General features: G+C 45.5%; 9 protein-coding genes and 3 pseudogenes. 9 read left to right on the forward strand and 3 right to left on the reverse strand.

Features of this window, described 5'->3' with window-relative positions; genetic code table 11:
- The first annotated feature begins 201 nt into the window (after positions 1–201).
- The 6 genes from D0Y50_RS06620 to D0Y50_RS06645 all read left to right on the forward strand — a co-directional run bounded on the left by D0Y50_RS06620 (position 202) and on the right by D0Y50_RS06645 (position 10,595).
- Complete coding sequence (locus tag D0Y50_RS06620; protein WP_117316072.1) at positions 202–2,538, forward strand: TonB-dependent receptor; 2,337 nt, start codon at positions 202–204, stop codon at positions 2,536–2,538.
- 462 nt (positions 2,539–3,000) lie between these two features.
- Complete coding sequence (grpE, locus tag D0Y50_RS06625; protein ID WP_108568473.1) at positions 3,001–3,645, forward strand: nucleotide exchange factor GrpE; 645 nt, start codon at positions 3,001–3,003, stop codon at positions 3,643–3,645.
- Between the two features lie 100 nt (positions 3,646–3,745).
- Positions 3,746–5,674, forward strand: a complete 1,929-nt coding sequence (gene dnaK, locus D0Y50_RS06630) for a molecular chaperone DnaK (RefSeq protein WP_108568472.1) — start codon at positions 3,746–3,748, stop codon at positions 5,672–5,674.
- Between the two features lie 180 nt (positions 5,675–5,854).
- On the forward strand, positions 5,855–6,985 hold the full coding sequence (gene dnaJ, locus D0Y50_RS06635) for a molecular chaperone DnaJ (RefSeq protein ID WP_108568471.1): 1,131 nt from the start codon (positions 5,855–5,857) through the stop codon (positions 6,983–6,985).
- 203 nt (positions 6,986–7,188) lie between these two features.
- Positions 7,189–7,668, forward strand: a complete 480-nt coding sequence (locus D0Y50_RS06640) for a c-type cytochrome (RefSeq protein ID WP_117316074.1) — start codon at positions 7,189–7,191, stop codon at positions 7,666–7,668.
- 386 nt (positions 7,669–8,054) lie between these two features.
- Positions 8,055–10,595: a sensor domain-containing protein gene (locus D0Y50_RS06645; RefSeq protein WP_117316076.1), complete on the forward strand. Its 2,541-nt coding sequence runs from the start codon at positions 8,055–8,057 to the stop codon at positions 10,593–10,595.
- A gap of 417 nt (positions 10,596–11,012) precedes the next feature.
- Here the strand turns inward: D0Y50_RS06645 and D0Y50_RS06650 are convergent.
- The 3 genes and pseudogenes from D0Y50_RS06650 to D0Y50_RS06660 form a co-directional block, all read right to left on the reverse strand.
- A pseudogene (locus D0Y50_RS06650) lies at positions 11,013–11,778 on the reverse strand (integron integrase); the annotation flags it as partial.
- A gap of 81 nt (positions 11,779–11,859) precedes the next feature.
- Positions 11,860–12,123: pseudogene (locus D0Y50_RS06655) on the reverse strand (transposase); the annotation flags it as partial.
- Positions 12,124–12,342: 219 nt separating this feature from the next.
- Complete coding sequence (locus D0Y50_RS06660) at positions 12,343–14,892, reverse strand: DUF4132 domain-containing protein (protein WP_117316078.1); 2,550 nt, start codon at positions 14,890–14,892, stop codon at positions 12,343–12,345.
- Positions 14,893–14,952: 60 nt separating this feature from the next.
- On the opposite strand from D0Y50_RS06660, the gene D0Y50_RS19720 reads away from it, so the two are divergent.
- The 3 genes and pseudogenes from D0Y50_RS19720 to D0Y50_RS06670 all read left to right on the forward strand — a co-directional run bounded on the left by D0Y50_RS19720 (position 14,953) and on the right by D0Y50_RS06670 (position 16,594).
- Entirely contained in the window at positions 14,953–15,177 is a 225-nt protein-coding gene (locus tag D0Y50_RS19720) for a hypothetical protein (RefSeq protein WP_232366469.1), read from the forward strand.
- A gap of 19 nt (positions 15,178–15,196) precedes the next feature.
- A pseudogene (locus D0Y50_RS19725) lies at positions 15,197–15,304 on the forward strand (transposase); the annotation flags it as partial.
- A 723-nt stretch (positions 15,305–16,027) separates the two neighbouring features.
- Positions 16,028–16,594 (forward strand): FaeA/PapI family transcriptional regulator, encoded by a 567-nt coding sequence (locus tag D0Y50_RS06670; RefSeq protein ID WP_117316080.1) that lies wholly within the window; start codon positions 16,028–16,030, stop codon positions 16,592–16,594.
- Positions 16,595–17,008: the final 414 nt, after the last annotated feature.

Below are 17,008 nucleotides of genomic sequence, written 5' to 3' on the forward strand. Positions count from 1 at the left end.
ACACCCAGCCGAAACGGCAGCTCGGTTTAGCCAAATTCATAACTAAACAGCCAAAAGTATACTTTAGCAGTAGCTCGCAGGCCGGTGTTGTGAGCTATAGTTTTTTTACTCGCCGGCCGGGACATCGGTCAGACTGGATACTTGTATTGCGCGTGGATAAGAACAACGCAAAAGCGTAATCCCCGTGCCTGAAGGACTATTATGACTGACCCGTTCTCAATGCTCAGCCGATTAACTCGCCCGCGCCAGTTGGGCATTTTGCTGCTGGTAGGGCTATGCGCCCCTGATAGCTTTGCCGAACAACCAGCCAGCAGCCAGCAAAGCCAGCTGAAACAGGCTCAGCTAGGCCACATTGAGGTGACCGCGCGCAAAAAAGCAGAAACCCTTCAGCAGGTGCCCATATCGTTGAGTGTTGCGGGGGGCGCAGACCTGGCCGAAAAAGGTGTGACCACCTTAACCGAGGTTGCCCGTTATTCCCCCAACACCAGTTTACTCAGTAGCCGAGGCACTAATTCCACCCTGACTGCATTTATACGCGGGCTGGGCCAGCTAGACCCGCTGTGGGGCTATGAATCAGGCGTGGGGGTGTATGTAGATGATGTTTATCTGGCCCGCCCGCAAGGCGCTTTATTGAATTTGCTGGATACAGAACGTATCGAGATTTTGCGCGGCCCCCAGGGCACCTTGTATGGCAAGAATACAATTGGTGGGGCTATCCGATATGTTACCAAAGCCTTAACTGGCGATCCGGGGTTAACGGTTGAAGGTACCTTAGGTGCGTATGATCAGGCTGATTTTCGGCTGTCAGGCCAGTACCCATTGATTGACGATACGATGTTTATCGCAGTGGCGTTTGCCAATCTTCAGCGCGATGGCTATGGACAGTACCTGGCTACCTCGCTGGCTGACCAAAACCTGGAAAATTACAACAAAGATGTACAAATAGCCCGCCTGACTCTGGAACTACATCCTTTTGAGCAGTTATTTATCCGGTTAGCGTGGGACGAGACGCAAGATAATTCCAATGCCCGGGGCGGTTTTCGGTTACTTCCCAGTACCCGGTTTGACGTCATGGCGCCAGCCTCAGTATTTGATGCCAGCACCAGTCTGCCGACCCGTAACCAAGTCGAAACGGAAGGCAGTAGCTGGCGAGTACTCTATGCACCAGATGCAGATATTCAGATGAAATATATTGGTTCGCGACGCACGAGCTACTCACAAACCAATATCGATATCGACAGCACGGCGATGGATATTCTGGACGTGCCGGCTGTTTACGATGATAAAAACCATACCCATGAGATTCAGCTTAATGTCGATAAAACCGCCTTTCAGTGGGTCGGCGGCGTGTACTTTTATGACGGTGATGCTTGCGGCGTATTTGATGGTATTTTAGGCGTGCTGGGCCGCGATTTAGCCAGCCAGGGCGTGCTTGAGGCCACCACTTCGGGGGTCACATCACAAGTTGCTGGATGCAACAACAGCCGCAGCTGGGCAGGGTACGCTCACCTTGATTATACATTATCCGGCAACTGGACTTTGTCGATGGGCGCCCGCTACACCGATGAGCACCGAGAGGCCTCGGTATTTAACGACATCGTGCCGTTTATATTATATCCACAGTCGGGCTGGATACCGGGTTATCAACGCCCGGCTGATATGCCTCTCAACCAGGTGTTGGGCGCTGATACTGACAACGACGGCAAACCGGATGCCAGTACTCGCCAAAGCTGGCAGCGCTTCACCCCCAAATTAGGGCTGACCTATCATTACTCGCCCTACACCATGTATTACGTCAGTTATGCGCAAGGCTTTAAGTCAGGCACTTTTAATCAGCGCGCCACCACCAATGAGCCAGGCGTCGAGCCTGAAGTGGTCGACTCGGTAGAGCTAGGGGTGAAAAGTGATATTACCGACACACTGAGGATTAATGCTTCAGCATTTACATATATCCATTCAGACCGCCAGTATCTTGGTTTTGATGGTACCTCTGATAATCTCACCGCACTGCAACAACAATTACGTAATGCCGCAAAAACCCGGGGAAGCGGGCTGGAAACTGAAATTACTTATGCCGTAACCCCTGGTCTATCGCTTTACCTGACCTACGGTTTGCTCAACTTTACGATTAAGGAGAATCTGGCTACGCCACCGCTGGTGGGGCAGGCGCATTCACCAGAACAGACCGTCAATCTTGCGGCTCAGTATACCCTGGATACGCAACTCGGCTTTTTTACCTTTAATGCCAATTACTATTATCGAGATGACTATCTGATTTTTGAAACCAGCGATGTGTTGTCCCAACCTGGTTTCGGTGTTGCTGATATGAGTATCAGTTGGGAAAGCCCCGAACTGAACTGGTATGGTGGACTACATCTGAAAAATATCTCTGACGAAGTATATTTAACCGGCGGCTATGAATTTGTGCAACGTAATGAGGATGGCTCATTTGCTCCAGGCCTTGGTAATGACACTACTTTGGTAGGTTATTATGGCGAGCCGCGAACCCTGCAGTTAACGATTGGTTATCGGTTCTGATCCCGGGGCGACAAATGATATTCTTCCCTGCATACATGTACCGGCATAAAGGTACTCCATAGCAGCAAAAGAGCCGGGCCGCTAACAAGGTGCTGCTTTATCGCTGCCGTGACAGCTTCGGGCCGGCGTTGCCGTAAACCGCCGCGCTCAGCCTAAGTCCGGCTGTGTTCAATCCTCATTTTGCCCCACAAAGCAGCCCTCGCCGGGGCAAGGCCTTGTGCTGACAAGGTGCTTAGCAGTAGCGACATACAATAAATAATAGGTCAACATCCACAAATTTTGTGCGGTTACCCTTGAACCCTTTCCAAGCAACCCCATTACTAGCTCCAGTCAAGGTTCCCGAGGCCGCTGGCGAATTCAGCCAGAGCAAACTTTTTTTTGGCGCGGGACTGGAAAAACGGTTGATAGACCTTATTGATGGGGTAGTGAAAAATTACCCTAAAATATTAGTTGGAGGTAGGCATGAGCGAAAAGCGCGATGATCAGGCGCAGCAGCAAGAAGCTGAAGTGGTTGAGCAACAAATGCAGGATGATGCGCAGCAGGTTCCTGTTCACGAAGGTGAAGTGTTGAGCGAAGAAGAAGCAACGCAAAGCGATGATGCGCAACAACGCATCTACGAGCTGGAAACTGCATTATCAGAAGCTCAGGCCAAAATTAATGAACAGCAGGAAAGTGTGCTGCGCGCACGTGCTGATATGGAAAATGCGCGGCGCCGTGCCGAGGCCGAAGTGGAGAAAGCGCGTAAGTTTGCGCTTGAACGTTTTGCCGGGGAACTACTGCCAGTAGTAGATAACCTGGAACGTGCTCTGGAAGCGGGTGACAGCAGCAATGAAGCGGTTAAACCGTTGCTGGAAGGGGTTGAAATGACCCAAAAATCTTTCCTTAGCACAATTGAAAAATTTGGGATGAGTCCCATAGATCCACAAGGCCAGCCATTTAACCCGGAAATGCATCAGGCAATGTCGATGCAGGAAAGTGCAGACCACGAGCCAAATACGGTAATGGCGGTGATGCAAAAAGGTTACGAGCTGAACGGTCGGTTGATTCGTCCAGCGATGGTTATGGTATCAAGAGCCCCAAGTGGTGGCGTAGATACTCAGGCATAAGATTTTTAGCAACATTGTTTTTTGCAAATAACTATTGAAAAGTGCGGGGAATAACCCCACTAAAAGTGCAGAAATTAACAAGATTTAGCGGAGACACGTAATGGGTAAAATCATTGGTATCGACTTAGGTACAACAAATTCATGTGTCGCGGTTTTAGACGGCGACAAAGCACGCGTAATTGAAAACGCCGAGGGCGATCGCACCACGCCTTCCATTATTGCTTATACAAACGACGGTGAAACACTGGTCGGTCAGTCAGCTAAGCGTCAGGCTGTTACCAACCCGGAAAATACCTTATTCGCCATCAAGCGTTTGATTGGTCGTCGTTTTGAAGACAAAGAAGTACAGCGTGATATCGATATCATGCCGTACAAAATTGCTAAAGCTGATAACGGCGATGCATGGGTAGAAGCGAAAGGCGAAAAAATGGCGCCGCCGCAAATCTCTGCTGAAGTGCTGAAAAAGATGAAAAAGACCGCAGAAGATTTTCTGGGTGAAGAAGTAACGGGCGCGGTTATTACGGTTCCTGCTTATTTCAACGATTCACAGCGTCAGGCTACAAAAGATGCTGGTCGGATTGCCGGTCTTGAAGTTAAACGTATTATCAACGAGCCAACTGCTGCGGCCCTGGCCTATGGCATGGACAAGAAAAAAGGCGACAATGTTGTTGCGGTCTATGACTTAGGTGGTGGTACTTTCGATATCTCTATTATCGAGATTGATGCCGTTGATGGCGAGCATACCTTCGAAGTACTGGCGACCAATGGTGATACTCACCTAGGTGGTGAAGATTTCGATAACCGTATGATCACGTACCTGGTAGATGAGTTCCATAAAGACCAAGGCATCAACCTGCGTAAAGATCCGCTGGCAATGCAGCGTTTGAAAGAAGCTGGTGAAAAAGCCAAGATTGAACTGTCTTCAGCGCAGCAAACAGAAGTTAACTTGCCGTACATCACAGCAGATGCGTCAGGTCCTAAGCACCTTGCTATCAAAGTTACCCGCGCCAAGCTGGAATCATTGGTAGAAGACATGGTGAAAGAAACCCTTGAGCCTGTTAAGAAAGCGTTAGCCGATGCTGACCTGTCAGTAAGCGATATTCAGGATATCATTTTGGTCGGCGGTCAAACCCGTATGCCGTTGGTACAAAAATACGTGACTGAGTTCTTTGGTAAAGAACCGCGTAAAGATGTTAACCCAGATGAAGCGGTTGCCGTAGGCGCTGCAATTCAAGGTGGTGTACTGGCCGGTGACGTAAAAGATGTACTGTTGCTGGACGTGTCGCCACTGTCACTGGGTATCGAAACTATGGGCGGCGTAACGACGCACCTGATTGAGAAAAACACGACGATTCCTACTAAGAAATCGCAAACATTCTCAACCGCTGAAGATAACCAGTCTGCAGTGACCGTGCATGTTATCCAGGGTGAGCGTAAGCAAGCGTCTGCGAACAAGTCGCTGGGTCAGTTTAACCTTGAAGGTATTCGTCCGGCAGCACGTGGTGTGCCGCAGATTGAAGTTACTTTCGACATCGATGCTGACGGTATTTTGCATGTATCTGCGAAAGATAAAGATACGGGTAAAGAGCAGAAGATTACCATTAAAGCCTCTTCTGGTTTGAGCGATGAAGAAGTCGAAAAAATGGTGGCAGACGCTGAAGCCAATAAAGACGCCGATAAGAAGTTTGAAGAACTGATTCAGGCGCGCAACCAAGCTGATGCGATGGTGCATACTACGCGTAAGCAATTGGATGAAGTTGGCGATGCACTTAGTGCTGAAGATAAAGCGCCTATCGAAGAAGCGCTGGCCGAGCTGGAAACCGCTCTGAAAGGCGAAGACAAAGACGAGATTGAAGCTAAAACACAACAGTTGATGGAAAAATCCAGCAAGTTGATGGAAGCGGCTCAGGCTCAACAGCAAGCTAGCCAGGGTGCTGCAGACGCCGGTGGTGAGCAAGCGCAAGGTCAGTCGCAAGACGATGTTGTGGATGCCGAGTTTGAAGAAGTAAAAGACGACGAGAAAAAGTAAGCTGTCGTCCGGTTGACCGGCCCTGATGGCCGGTTTAACGAAACAGTGCAGGCGCAGCAGGGTTAGTCTTGTTGCGCCTTTGTTGTGTTATAACTGTTACAACAACACACTGATTTACAAGACTATTTGAGTGTTGGTTCAAGCCGGCACTTGAGGTAACGAGTAGGAAAAGTAAGCGATATGTCGAAACGTGACTACTACGAAGTGCTAGGGGTTGGCCGCGACGCGGATGCACGCGATATTAAAAAAGCGTACAAAAAGCTGGCCATGAAATATCACCCCGATCGCACTCAGGGCGATAAAGCGCTAGAGGATAAGTTCAAGGAAATTCAGGAAGCCTATGAGATCCTGACCGACGAGCAAAAACGTGCTGCATATGACCAGTATGGCCATGCAGGCGTCGACCCTAACCGTGGTGGGGCAGGTTTCGGTGGAAACGCTGATTTCGGTGACATCTTTGGCGATGTGTTTGGTGATATTTTTGGTGGCGGCGGCCGCGGGCGGCAGTCACGTGCACGCCAGGGTGCAGATTTACGCTATAACCTTGAATTATCTTTGGAAGAAGCGGTTCGTGGCAAAGATGTTGAAATCCGTGTACCCACCCTGGTTGAGTGTGAAAAGTGTGATGGTTCGGGGGCGAAAAAGGGCACCTCGCCCAAGACCTGTCCTACCTGTCATGGCAACGGCCAGGTCCAGATGCGCCAAGGCTTTTTCGCCGTTCAACAAACCTGTCCTACCTGTTCAGGACGCGGCAAAATTATTACTGATCCCTGCACAGGATGCCGTGGTCAGGGCCGCGTAGAAAAAACCAAAACATTGTCAGTTAAAATACCGTCAGGCGTAGATACCGGCGATCGTATCCGATTGGCTGGTGAAGGTGAAGCTGGCGAAGCAGGCGCCCCAGCGGGCGATTTATACGTGCAGGTGCATGTTAAGCAGCACGACATCTTCTCGCGCGATGGCAATAACCTGTTTTGCGAGGTTCCGTTAAGCTTTACTACAGCGGCCTTGGGTGGCGAGTTACAGGTACCCACGCTAGACGGTAAGGTTAAATTAAAAGTTGCGCCGGAAACCCAAACGGGGCGGATGTTCCGCCTTCGTGGCAAGGGCGTGAAATCGGTTCGCACCGGCATGGTGGGAGACTTGATGTGTAAAGTGGTTGTAGAAACCCCGGTCAATCTGTCCTCCCGGCAAAAAGACTTGCTCAAAGAGTTAAACGACTCAATGGGTGAAGAAACAGGTAAGCATCGGCCAAAGGAACAAGGTTTCTTTGACGGTGTGAAAAAGTTCTTTGATGACCTGACCAACTAAATACAGTCAAAACCCTCCAGTCGGAGGGTTTTTTTTGGCCTGTTCAAACTATATTTCCGCCACGTTCGTTTTATATAAGCAAGTTCGTTGTGGCGTTTTATAACCGTAAAGGTGCTGGGCAGCGCTTAAAATTTATGCATAAATAGGACAGGTTGTTTTACTTATGTTCACCACGTTATCTTCACAGACCGGAGAAATACCCTATGAAAAAGCTTGCTACGCTTGCGATACTCGGAAGTACTATCTTACTTAGCGGCCCGATTAGCGCGGCCACCCCGCAGCCCGCCCAATCTGAAAAACATGCCGAAGCCTATGTAGAATACCGTGAAGCCATTTTCGAGCTATTGAAAAGCAACATGGCTCCGCTGGGCGGTATGGCCAAAGGGGCCATTCCGTATGATACCCAAACGATGCAAACCAATGGCATGCGAATGGAGCAGTTGGCAGATATGCTATCTGACTATCTGAAGGTAGATACTCGAAAGTTTGACGTGGATACCGAAGCCAAAGACACGCTGTGGGATAACTATAGTGATGTGGAAAGTAAAATTGGCGATTTGAAAGCTGCTGCGGCTAATCTGCAAAGTGTGGCCACAAGTGGTGACGAGGCAGCTTACCGCAAAGCAATAGGCCAACTTGGGGGCACCTGTAAGTCCTGTCATGACGACTATAAAGCAGATTAAGCCGGCTTTTTTGCCAGTTATTTTCTGCTTTACGCGCGTTGCTCCTATCATGCCAGAATGAGCGCATTGCACTCCTGCCAACTATAGACTAGGGTTTAGTATGAGGAGGTATGGTGCCCCTATAACGGCATCACCTCATACTATAATGGGACCAGATACAGGCTATATATAGGTTTTTTAAGATATTTACCCTGATCAAAGTAACAATTTATAAAGTATAAAGATAATAACCTTTATTTTTGGTTAGTTGGTCCCAGTTTTATTACGTCGATGAACAAACAGGCTATGCTGCTTTCCATCAGACACCGTGAACAAAGCGATGAGATAATGCTTACGGTAATTAAGCATAGTGTGCACCGGCACTTGGCATAAAAGGAGATAGCCTAGTGACACCTAGTCCGGGGCTGACGGTACGAAAAAATAAACAGGGTACTGCCCGCGCAGACCTTATTATCAGTTCGGTTAGTATGCATCCAGCGGTTAAAGGATGCTGGTTAGCGATGGCCAGTACTGACAATCCTGCTGAAATCATTTCTCGTTACCCTCCCGCGTTCCCTTCTTCCTTGCGCGAGCGATTAGCACAGTTTATCTATCAGGCGTTGCACCAAAAGGCGTCACTTTTAACGCTGACGGAAGCGCCCGCATCAGCATCCGCCAACGCTGCTGACCCCCTCGGGCAAGAAGAACCGCAGGTTACCTGGTTCTGCCGGCGATACGCCACCATGGACACCAATCAGTCGTTCTTACTGTTGCTAAAGCATGTAGGCGATACCATTGATCCTATATTGGAAAATCAGTTATCCCTGGCCGGGGAAATTATTAGCCTGGAAAGTTCAGTACTCACCGCCGAATGTGAAACCCATCTGATGGATAAAATTGCCATGCTGGAAGAGGTAAGCATGGTAGCGCGTACCGGCGGCTGGGAATTTGATATCGCTACTAATATTATTGAGTGGTCAGCCCAAACATATCGCCTGTTTGGCCTGCAGTATGGTCATTCATTAGGTGTCAGTCGCTCGTTGGCCAGCTTTCCATCATCATCCCGGCTACAAATTAAAACCATGGTGTCGCAGGTTAGTTTCGATAAACAACCTCGTAAACACGAATTGCCTTATTTTACTGCCCGCGGCAAGCAGCGGTGGGCTAGGCTGACTGCTCGCTACATGGAGGGCGGGGAAGCCGGGCGGGTAGTTGGCACTATTGTGGATGTCTCGGAACAGCGCAGATTGTCCGACACTGAGCATAATTTTACATTGTATTTGCGTACTATCCTCGACAAGCTGAATGACGCCGTACTCACGGTAGACAATCAGGGCACCATTATTACCGCCAATAACGCGGTACAAACTATTTTTGGCTACGACATTGACGCGCTTATCGGGTCAGATATTACCGACATTCTGCCTTCCGTGTTTTGCTGCAAAGATATTGCCACCGCCGTGTCCCGGCTGGATGGTTTGATTACCAAAGGTACCCAATTATATGCGGTCCATGCTGACATGCATGATTTTCCCATTGAACTGGCCGTTTCAGAGATGGTGCAGGATGGCTATCGGCAGTTTGTGGTTATTATCAAAGACATCACTGAGCGTAAACTGGCCTCGGATAGCATTTATCGCATGGCCTTTTTTGATGATGTAACCAATTTGCCAAACATCAAATCCTTTGAGCATGATGTGCGTAAACTTATTGAGCAGGCGCGTGAAGCACGCAAAGATATATTTTGTGTGATGCTTGATATCGATAAGTTTTCTCAATACAACCTGATGTACGGTAAAGAGATTGCCGACTACATACTGCGAATTTTAGCTCAGCGGGTGGCGCAGCGGGTTGGGCCTTTGTTTACCATATACCGCGGACAGGCCGACCGGTTTTTTGTTCTGTATCAGGCGTGTTTTGACGGCCACGACAAAGCGGTGGAAGAGCTGTTAAATGAAGCCGAGTGGGAGTTGCAGCACGGCGTGCTAACCAATATTCCATTAGATGGTCACTCTCAGGCCATCACCGCGTCTTTATCGTCAGCGCTGATAGAAGGCGAGAAAGCCACCTACGAGAAGGTGGTGGGAATTCTGGAATTTGGCCGCAATAGTGCGAAAAAGCAAGGCCTTTCAGGCAAAGTAGCATTTGATAGGCGGGCGTTTTCGGACTACGAAAGGCATAACTTTATTAGCCAAGCCTTTACCCAGGCGTTGGAGAATAACGAGTTCTTTTTAGTTTTACAGCCGCAGTATAACCGCGATCACCAGATTGTTTGCTCAGAAGCGTTACTGCGCTGGGTTCAGCCTAATCTGGGTATGATCACGCCGGGCGAATTTATTCCCATTGCAGAACAAAGTGATGCCATTGTCGACATCGGCTATTGGGTGATTGATGAAGCGTGCCGTATCTTAGCGCATTGTCAAAACAGTGGAGTAGATACCCGTATCGCGATTAATATCAGCGGTCGGCACATCGTGCGCCCTGATTTTGCAGAAAAGCTGGTGGCCATGGTGGAAAAGTGGCAAGTCAGACCTAACCAGTTACAACTTGAAATAACAGAAACCACGTTGGTATCCAGTATTTCAATTGTGCGCGAACGGATGGAAATGCTCGCCACGATTGGCTTTTCGTTTTCTATAGACGATTTCGGGACGGGTTATTCCAGCTTAAGTTATCTTAAAGAACTTCCCATCAGCGAGCTTAAAATTGACCGGTATTTTGTGGATGAAATAAACTTCGATCAGCAGGAAGTGCCCATTGTAAATACCATTTTGGATATGGCCGTTGCTATGAATGTCAGTACCGTTGCCGAAGGAATTGAAAACGATATTCAACTGCACTACCTGGTAAGCCGAGGCTGTAACATTTTACAAGGGTTTCATTTAGCGCGGCCGGTACCGGTGGATGAATGGTTACCGTTGGTGAGCGCCGGGCATAGTGTACCTTAGGTGCTCAGACACTGATTGCATCCAATCGGGCGCAAAAAATGTATGCGCTACGGTATTGCGAAGGCCAAAACGGAAACACACGGTGGGCCACGAATTTTGAGCATAGTAAGTGGGTTAGACACCATGCCATCTGACATTTTTCAATACCAAGTTTGATTGAGCCTGATAGTTCACTAAGTGCCAGTAGTGAACGCTTAGCAACTTCGCTTCTGACTTCCGCTGTGTACGTAAACCGGTCGTCGGCGCATTGAGTTTTTAATTCCATCATTTAACGTAAAACGGTAGTACGTTCGTTATAAATTTAGTAGCAGCTTTCGGTGCCAAAGCAGTCAATAGTGTTAAAACACCATCAAGATAAACGGCTCAAGGACTTACTACGCCATTTGCGCCTTGCTGAAGAACATGAGTATAAATTTAAGTTGTTTTTACATCTGAGTGCCCCAGTTGGGCTTGAACCGTCCGGATATCTGCGCCAGATTGTAGTAAATGGGTGGCAAAGGAGTGCCTTAAAGTATGAGGCGTGATTGGTTTTGTCAAACCCGACACCAACACCGCTTGTTTGACCGCTTTACGAACGCAAGTAGGATGAAAATGATGCCTTCTTATTTCACCAGTTTCTGGATCTGCGCTAAGTTTATGAGAGGGGAACAAGAACTGCCAAGCGAGCGACTTATTTGCTGAAGGATATTTTTTGGCTAGCGCATGAGGCATCCAAACGCCGGCGTATTGCTCATTTTTGAATATCAAGTCTCAGGTATTCATCAACCTGCGCTATTTGATTTCTAAGTAATGGAATTAGCTCCGTTGCCAAAGTTACGACTCGATGTTTTTTTCCTTTACCATTCCAGACCCTTAAACACTTATAATCGAAGTCGATATCTTGCACGCGAAGTTGCACAGCTTCCATGCTTCTTAGGCCACTGCCATACATCAAGCCAGCAATAAGATAGTAACGTTTGTTCAATCCTGACATAAGCAGCTTCACTTCATCCTGCGTCATAACAATGGGCAGTTTGGGTTGACGTTTACTTCTGGCAAAATTCAAATTAAGAGACAGTTCATTCTTGATAATGTGCTTATACAGAAACGATAGCGAGTTTAACGCAGTGGCTTGCGTGCGCGGTGACACATTTGCATTCAGCGCCAAATGTTCAAGGTATTGTTCCACTTCATTATCACCCATTGATGAAGGGTGACGTTTCCCGTGAAAGTGAATAAATGTTGAAATCCACTTCAAATAAGTCGGACATTAAGAGTGCTGTAGCCTTTTTAATATGGCCTTTTCTCGTTCCAGCCTATTCACGCGAGCTTCAAGCTCCTGAATACGTTGCTGATCTGGCGTCAGAGCTTTGGATTTCGGCGTGCTACCGCCGCGTTCAGCCTCAAGCTGCTGAACCCACTTTCTCAACGTATTTTCATGCACATCTACTGCGCGACCAGCTTCAGCCATGCTGTGGCCCTGATCGAGCACCAAGCTGGCTGCATCATGTTTAAATTCCGGACTGAATGACCGTCTTTGTCTTCTCATTGAACACCTCGATATTAAGTGTAATGCTACCACTTAAAATTGTGTTCGGGTTTAGTCTGCCACTACACATCGTTTTATAAAAAGTGCGTAACAATTCGTAACTAACTCAATTTTACCCCAGCGCGAGAATGCTCCATTGCTAGTTGCGTAGATACAAGAAAAATACACTCACTAAATCGTCAACTTATATGGTCAAACTGGGTCATGAAAGTATCTCTTCTAGAACTCAGAAAGTTGGTTTAGAAAACTAGGGAATTTTATTTTATCATCATCCACTAATGCATAAGCTTTCGATAAAATAGCTAAACTCATACTGTCCATGTCTAACAGAGAATCAGTATTTCTCTTAAATTTAAGAGCGATTTTTCTAGGCTCAAAATACAAAACTTGATCATTTGATTTATTTAAAATTTGTGCACTACCAATATGTATTTTATAACTGTGCATTTTTCCTTGAATGACTAAGAAATTACCCTCAATAGCAAAGTGGCTAGATAAAGTTAAGTGCGGCAATAAGTTTTCTAGCATAGCTTTTCTTGATTTAGCCATGTTTGTTAATTTGCCAAATGAATACAAGTGCCAATAGTCTTTGTAGCCCTGTAATTTTTCAGCCTTATCATCTGTCCATAATGGTTCAGAAGCAATACTGGCAACATCCACAAAAAAATTCATATCTCTAAATACTTCAGAAATTAAAATGGCAGGAACAGTCTTTAAATTGACACATTCAGCATTTTCATTAAAAAATTGAATATCATCAGTGACGACATATTGCCAAATCCAGGATTCGTTAATAGCGACTCCGCTAGTGGTGGGTTCGTTTACAAAAAACTTTACCGTTAAGTTATATTCAGCAAAGGTTTTTGTTACTTCTCCTCGACCAGTTCTATCCCCCATTGCCGTAAGCAACTTAAAACTCCAACCTTTTGCTATTGCCAGCGTCTGCAGTTGGTGCTGTTTGAGAATATGTGTTGCTAACCGATTAGAAGATAACTGACCAGATATATCAGGCTCAGTAACATGATAAACTTCTCGATACACCTGTTTAAAGGGCTGCTGTATTTGCATTTTTGCTAGTTGTTTTTGCCAAGCTGTAACAATACTATTGTCTGAGTATAGAGGATGCCAAAGCTGCACTTTAGCATCCTGACTAAATTCAACAGTTTGACCTTGAACATCCTGCCAAGTATTCGCTACAAACATAGCTGGATTATCATCGACTTTCCAAATGATTTTATTGGCAATCTGAGATAACAAACCATGCTCCAAATAGGTTTTGGTAAATGATGATAAAGTCCATTGCATATTTTCACTATACAATCTATCCAAACGATTTTTTTGTACGCTGAGGGTTTGCTTGATCTGTTTACAAAGGGCTCGAACGACCTTGAGTTTTTCAATAAATATATCGTTATTTTTAACTCTCTCGGGTACTGTTTTTTGTATTCTACCCTTGGCTGTCAGCCAGTGAGTTTCAAGCTTGCCAACATTAGATATAGCAATAGTTAATTGATACTGAGCAAAATCGATATTCAGTTTTCCATTCACCAGGCCAAATGTGGGTACAGATAACTCTTCTATTTGTGCTGTACTCATACCCACACTAGTGGCTTTCTTTTCGATATATTTTTGAATAAGTTTATGCGTATTATTTTGACGAATGTTTAACTTCAGTTTTGACAAATGCTTAATTCCGGTTACCCCATCTGCCTGAGCTAGTACATAGATACCTGCGTTGCCAACACTTGGCGCGGCGGCACCTTTGCCAATAATTTTCTTAAAACAAACCACTACTAATTCATCAACAGCTTGCAAGGTTTTTGGGTCTTGATAAAGACTTAATGTCCACAGCATGCCTTTTAATAAATCAACATACTGTTGCTCAATAAACGCTGAGCCAGCTTCAACTGGCACCTTTAACTTTGCAATAGCAGTAATCCATTCTAGCACCTGAGCTTGATACCTATCATTACCAATTTGTGCAATGATTAATTCAGCCGCTTGCATAAAAGATTTATTGGGTTTTGATGCACTAGCAGTAGATAGGTGATTGAATATCACATGCCATTTATTTTGCTCTTGAAAATTTAATTCTGCTAACGACTTGTTTAATATTGAAGCTAGCGCACCGCCATCGAGCACATAGGGTGGTGTTAATTGTTTATCATGTAAAAACAATAATGTTTCTAACTTATTCATTGCTTTGCCAATATCAGGGCCCCAATATTCTTTACCTATTCCTTGGACTGTATATTGGCTTAGCGTGGGGTGTGAAATTAACGCATTAATATCAGCACTAGTAGTAGGATCTAGACCATGCAGTTTCACATGACTTTCGATTTGCTTAACAAAATGACCAAAGGGGCGATCGGGTATCGTTAGTTCAAGAGCATAACATTTATTCGGTTTATAGAGTTGATTAAAAAGGCCTAAAAAAGAGTAACCAGAGGGAAACTGTAATCGGAACCTCAATAGCTTACTTAATAAATGAATATCTACTAGGTAAGATTTAAAACCTAAGTCATCAAAAAATTCAGTGGAACTAATCTTTTGCACTAAAACATGCAGCACTTCAAGCTTATCAGCTGAATTGAGTTTTTTTAATTGTTGATAGTCAGAACTATTTGCAAAAGATAACTCTTGTCCTGCACATATGTATTTTTCAGTGGAAAGTGCATACTGCTCAATCGATAACAACAAGTCATCAAATTGGCTTTCCTGCTTAGTAAAAGAGTTAAGTCCAAAACTCTTTAAAAAATTACCTATCATTATTCCTCCGATGAATAATTAACTACTCTATAAAATCAAATACACATCAGTTAAAATGATATGAAAGCGCTCGTTCATACCATTAGCCATCATATTGCGGCCTATTTGGAGAAGCGAGGATTAATTCAACGTGATATGGATAACACGTTTCTCGATTTACCCATGGATGATGAAGATTTTTTACTGCCCTTGCAAGCAGCTTCAGTCAGTTACCGCATTGCTGTAGGGCCAGATAAGGGCAAAAAGTATTTGCCTTGCAAACCTTGCCCCAAAAGACGAAGATAACTATGGTCATTTAGCTCAAATAGGCGGTTTTAGCTTACATGCTGGGGTGTCTGCTGACAGCCACGAATCTGAGAAACTGGAACGGCTATGTCGGTACATCGCACGACCTGCTATCAGTGAGCAGCGCTATGCATGACGCAACTTGGACAGGTTGAGTCTTATAAAGAACGATTGCTCTAAGCTATTCATGGTTTTTGGATTGATGTAACTGAAGTGCACTGCCAGCTTCGTCATGGTCAGCAAGATTCCGATGCAGTAACGCAGGTTTACAATTTTAATGGCGTTTGTCCTATTAGCCTGCGGCGTATAGCAATCAAATCAAGGCACTTGCTTCGCTCGCTGGGACGCTAACACGTGGGCTGCGTCACTTCGTTCCTATTTTAGCACACGTTTTAGCGCCCCTGATTTGTGTGTCATGTGTATTCAGATGATTAAGTATTTAATTGAAGATGAGAAACATGCTGAAGCCCAAGGGGGAATATGACTCCTTCGACGATGCATTGTTAGAGTTAGTTCGCCGGTCTAAAATCCCGTGGGACGTAGATCCGAATCAATGTCCCTGCGTGAACTGGAAACATGTGGAAGGGAATATCAAATTTTAAAGTATGACACATCAACCAAGCCATACTGGACTCAATTGAAAAGTACCTTGGTACTAACAATTTCCGCGAAGAGTGTCAGTTGGGCTCCTGGGTTTGAAGATAGTGTTAAATACACATAACAATAAAATTAAAACGCGCGCAGGGGCGCGCTGGCACAAAAACGCGGTGCCGCAAAGAGCTTGGCACAGTGTTTTTGCCCTTTATTTAAAATTTTATACAGATTAGGACCATCGAGAGAATTAATATTAATGAAAGTAAGTAACCCACTGACAATTATCGCAATATTCTCAGGTGTAGCAGAGACGCTTGCTACTGTTGCTTTGGTCCAGTTACCATTAGAAATCCAAGAAGTCTTTGTATATTTCGTAATGGCCTTTCCTGCGGGCATCGTTCTTCTTTTCTTTTTTGTTCTTTATTTCAAGAATAATGTTCTCTATGCACCAAGCGATTATGACGATCAGAGTCATTACCTGGAGGCTAACAACCTTAAGGAGAAGGTTACTGACCAACTTGAAGCTGTCTTTAACGAAATTAATCGGCAAGGTGCCCGTCTTACTGAAGAAGAGGTCAATAAGGCAAAGAGGACTATTTCAAAAACAATAGCCAAAGAGACCATTTCGGAGCGCCAGAAAGAGGTGCTTTCCTTTTTGAAAGATAATCCATCAAGATTGAGAGATGTTTCTGAGAACTTTGGTCTATCAATGAATACCGCCAAGCACTACTTAATGCAGTTAGAGCAAAGAGGCCTAGTCGAAAAGCAGCAAGTAAGAACATCAGAAAATACTGTGGCTTCGGTATGGCAATCATGCGCATAACAAGTCAATCAACTACGCGCCTATGACACCGGACGCAGCAAAGCTGCGCCGGTTATTGAGGCGTTATACATCCTAGGAAAAGTGTTTTGCAAATTCGAGCAATTAAGAGTCAAAGAAGATTGAAGCCTTACTTTTACTCGCAGTCTGCGAAAGTTGGCGGTGTTGGTTGCTTATTTGGGTTTGCAGTTGCATACCCTTTATTTTTCGTCATTGCTTCAAGCTTTGGTCTTGAGTCAGATATACCAATCCGCAGCTACGATGGTTATACAGTATTGGTAGTCTTCATATTTTGTTTCTTAATCCTATGTTTATCGCTATTCACGTTTTGTGCTTTATTTGCCTTCATTTACTATGGCATTAAATGCAAAAAAGGATATATCGACAGAGAAAAACTTATTAATATCGTATTCAAAG

Source organism: Salinimonas sediminis, from assembly GCF_003429285.1.
Taxonomy (GTDB): domain Bacteria; phylum Pseudomonadota; class Gammaproteobacteria; order Enterobacterales; family Alteromonadaceae; genus Alteromonas; species Alteromonas indica.

Excerpts from the sequence above, each read along its gene's own strand:
- D0Y50_RS06620 (WP_117316072.1), top strand. The coding sequence starts at position 202 with ATGACTGACCCGTTCTCAATGCTCAGCCGATTAACTCGCCCGCGCCAG.
- grpE (WP_108568473.1), top strand. The coding sequence starts at position 3,001 with ATGAGCGAAAAGCGCGATGATCAGGCGCAGCAGCAAGAAGCTGAAGTG.
- dnaK (WP_108568472.1), top strand. The coding sequence starts at position 3,746 with ATGGGTAAAATCATTGGTATCGACTTAGGTACAACAAATTCATGTGTC.
- dnaJ (WP_108568471.1), top strand. The coding sequence starts at position 5,855 with ATGTCGAAACGTGACTACTACGAAGTGCTAGGGGTTGGCCGCGACGCG.
- D0Y50_RS06640 (WP_117316074.1), top strand. The coding sequence starts at position 7,189 with ATGAAAAAGCTTGCTACGCTTGCGATACTCGGAAGTACTATCTTACTT.
- D0Y50_RS06660 (WP_117316078.1), bottom strand. The coding sequence starts at position 14,892 with ATGATAGGTAATTTTTTAAAGAGTTTTGGACTTAACTCTTTTACTAAG.
- D0Y50_RS19720 (WP_232366469.1), top strand. The coding sequence starts at position 14,953 with ATGAAAGCGCTCGTTCATACCATTAGCCATCATATTGCGGCCTATTTG.
- D0Y50_RS06670 (WP_117316080.1), top strand. The coding sequence starts at position 16,028 with ATGAAAGTAAGTAACCCACTGACAATTATCGCAATATTCTCAGGTGTA.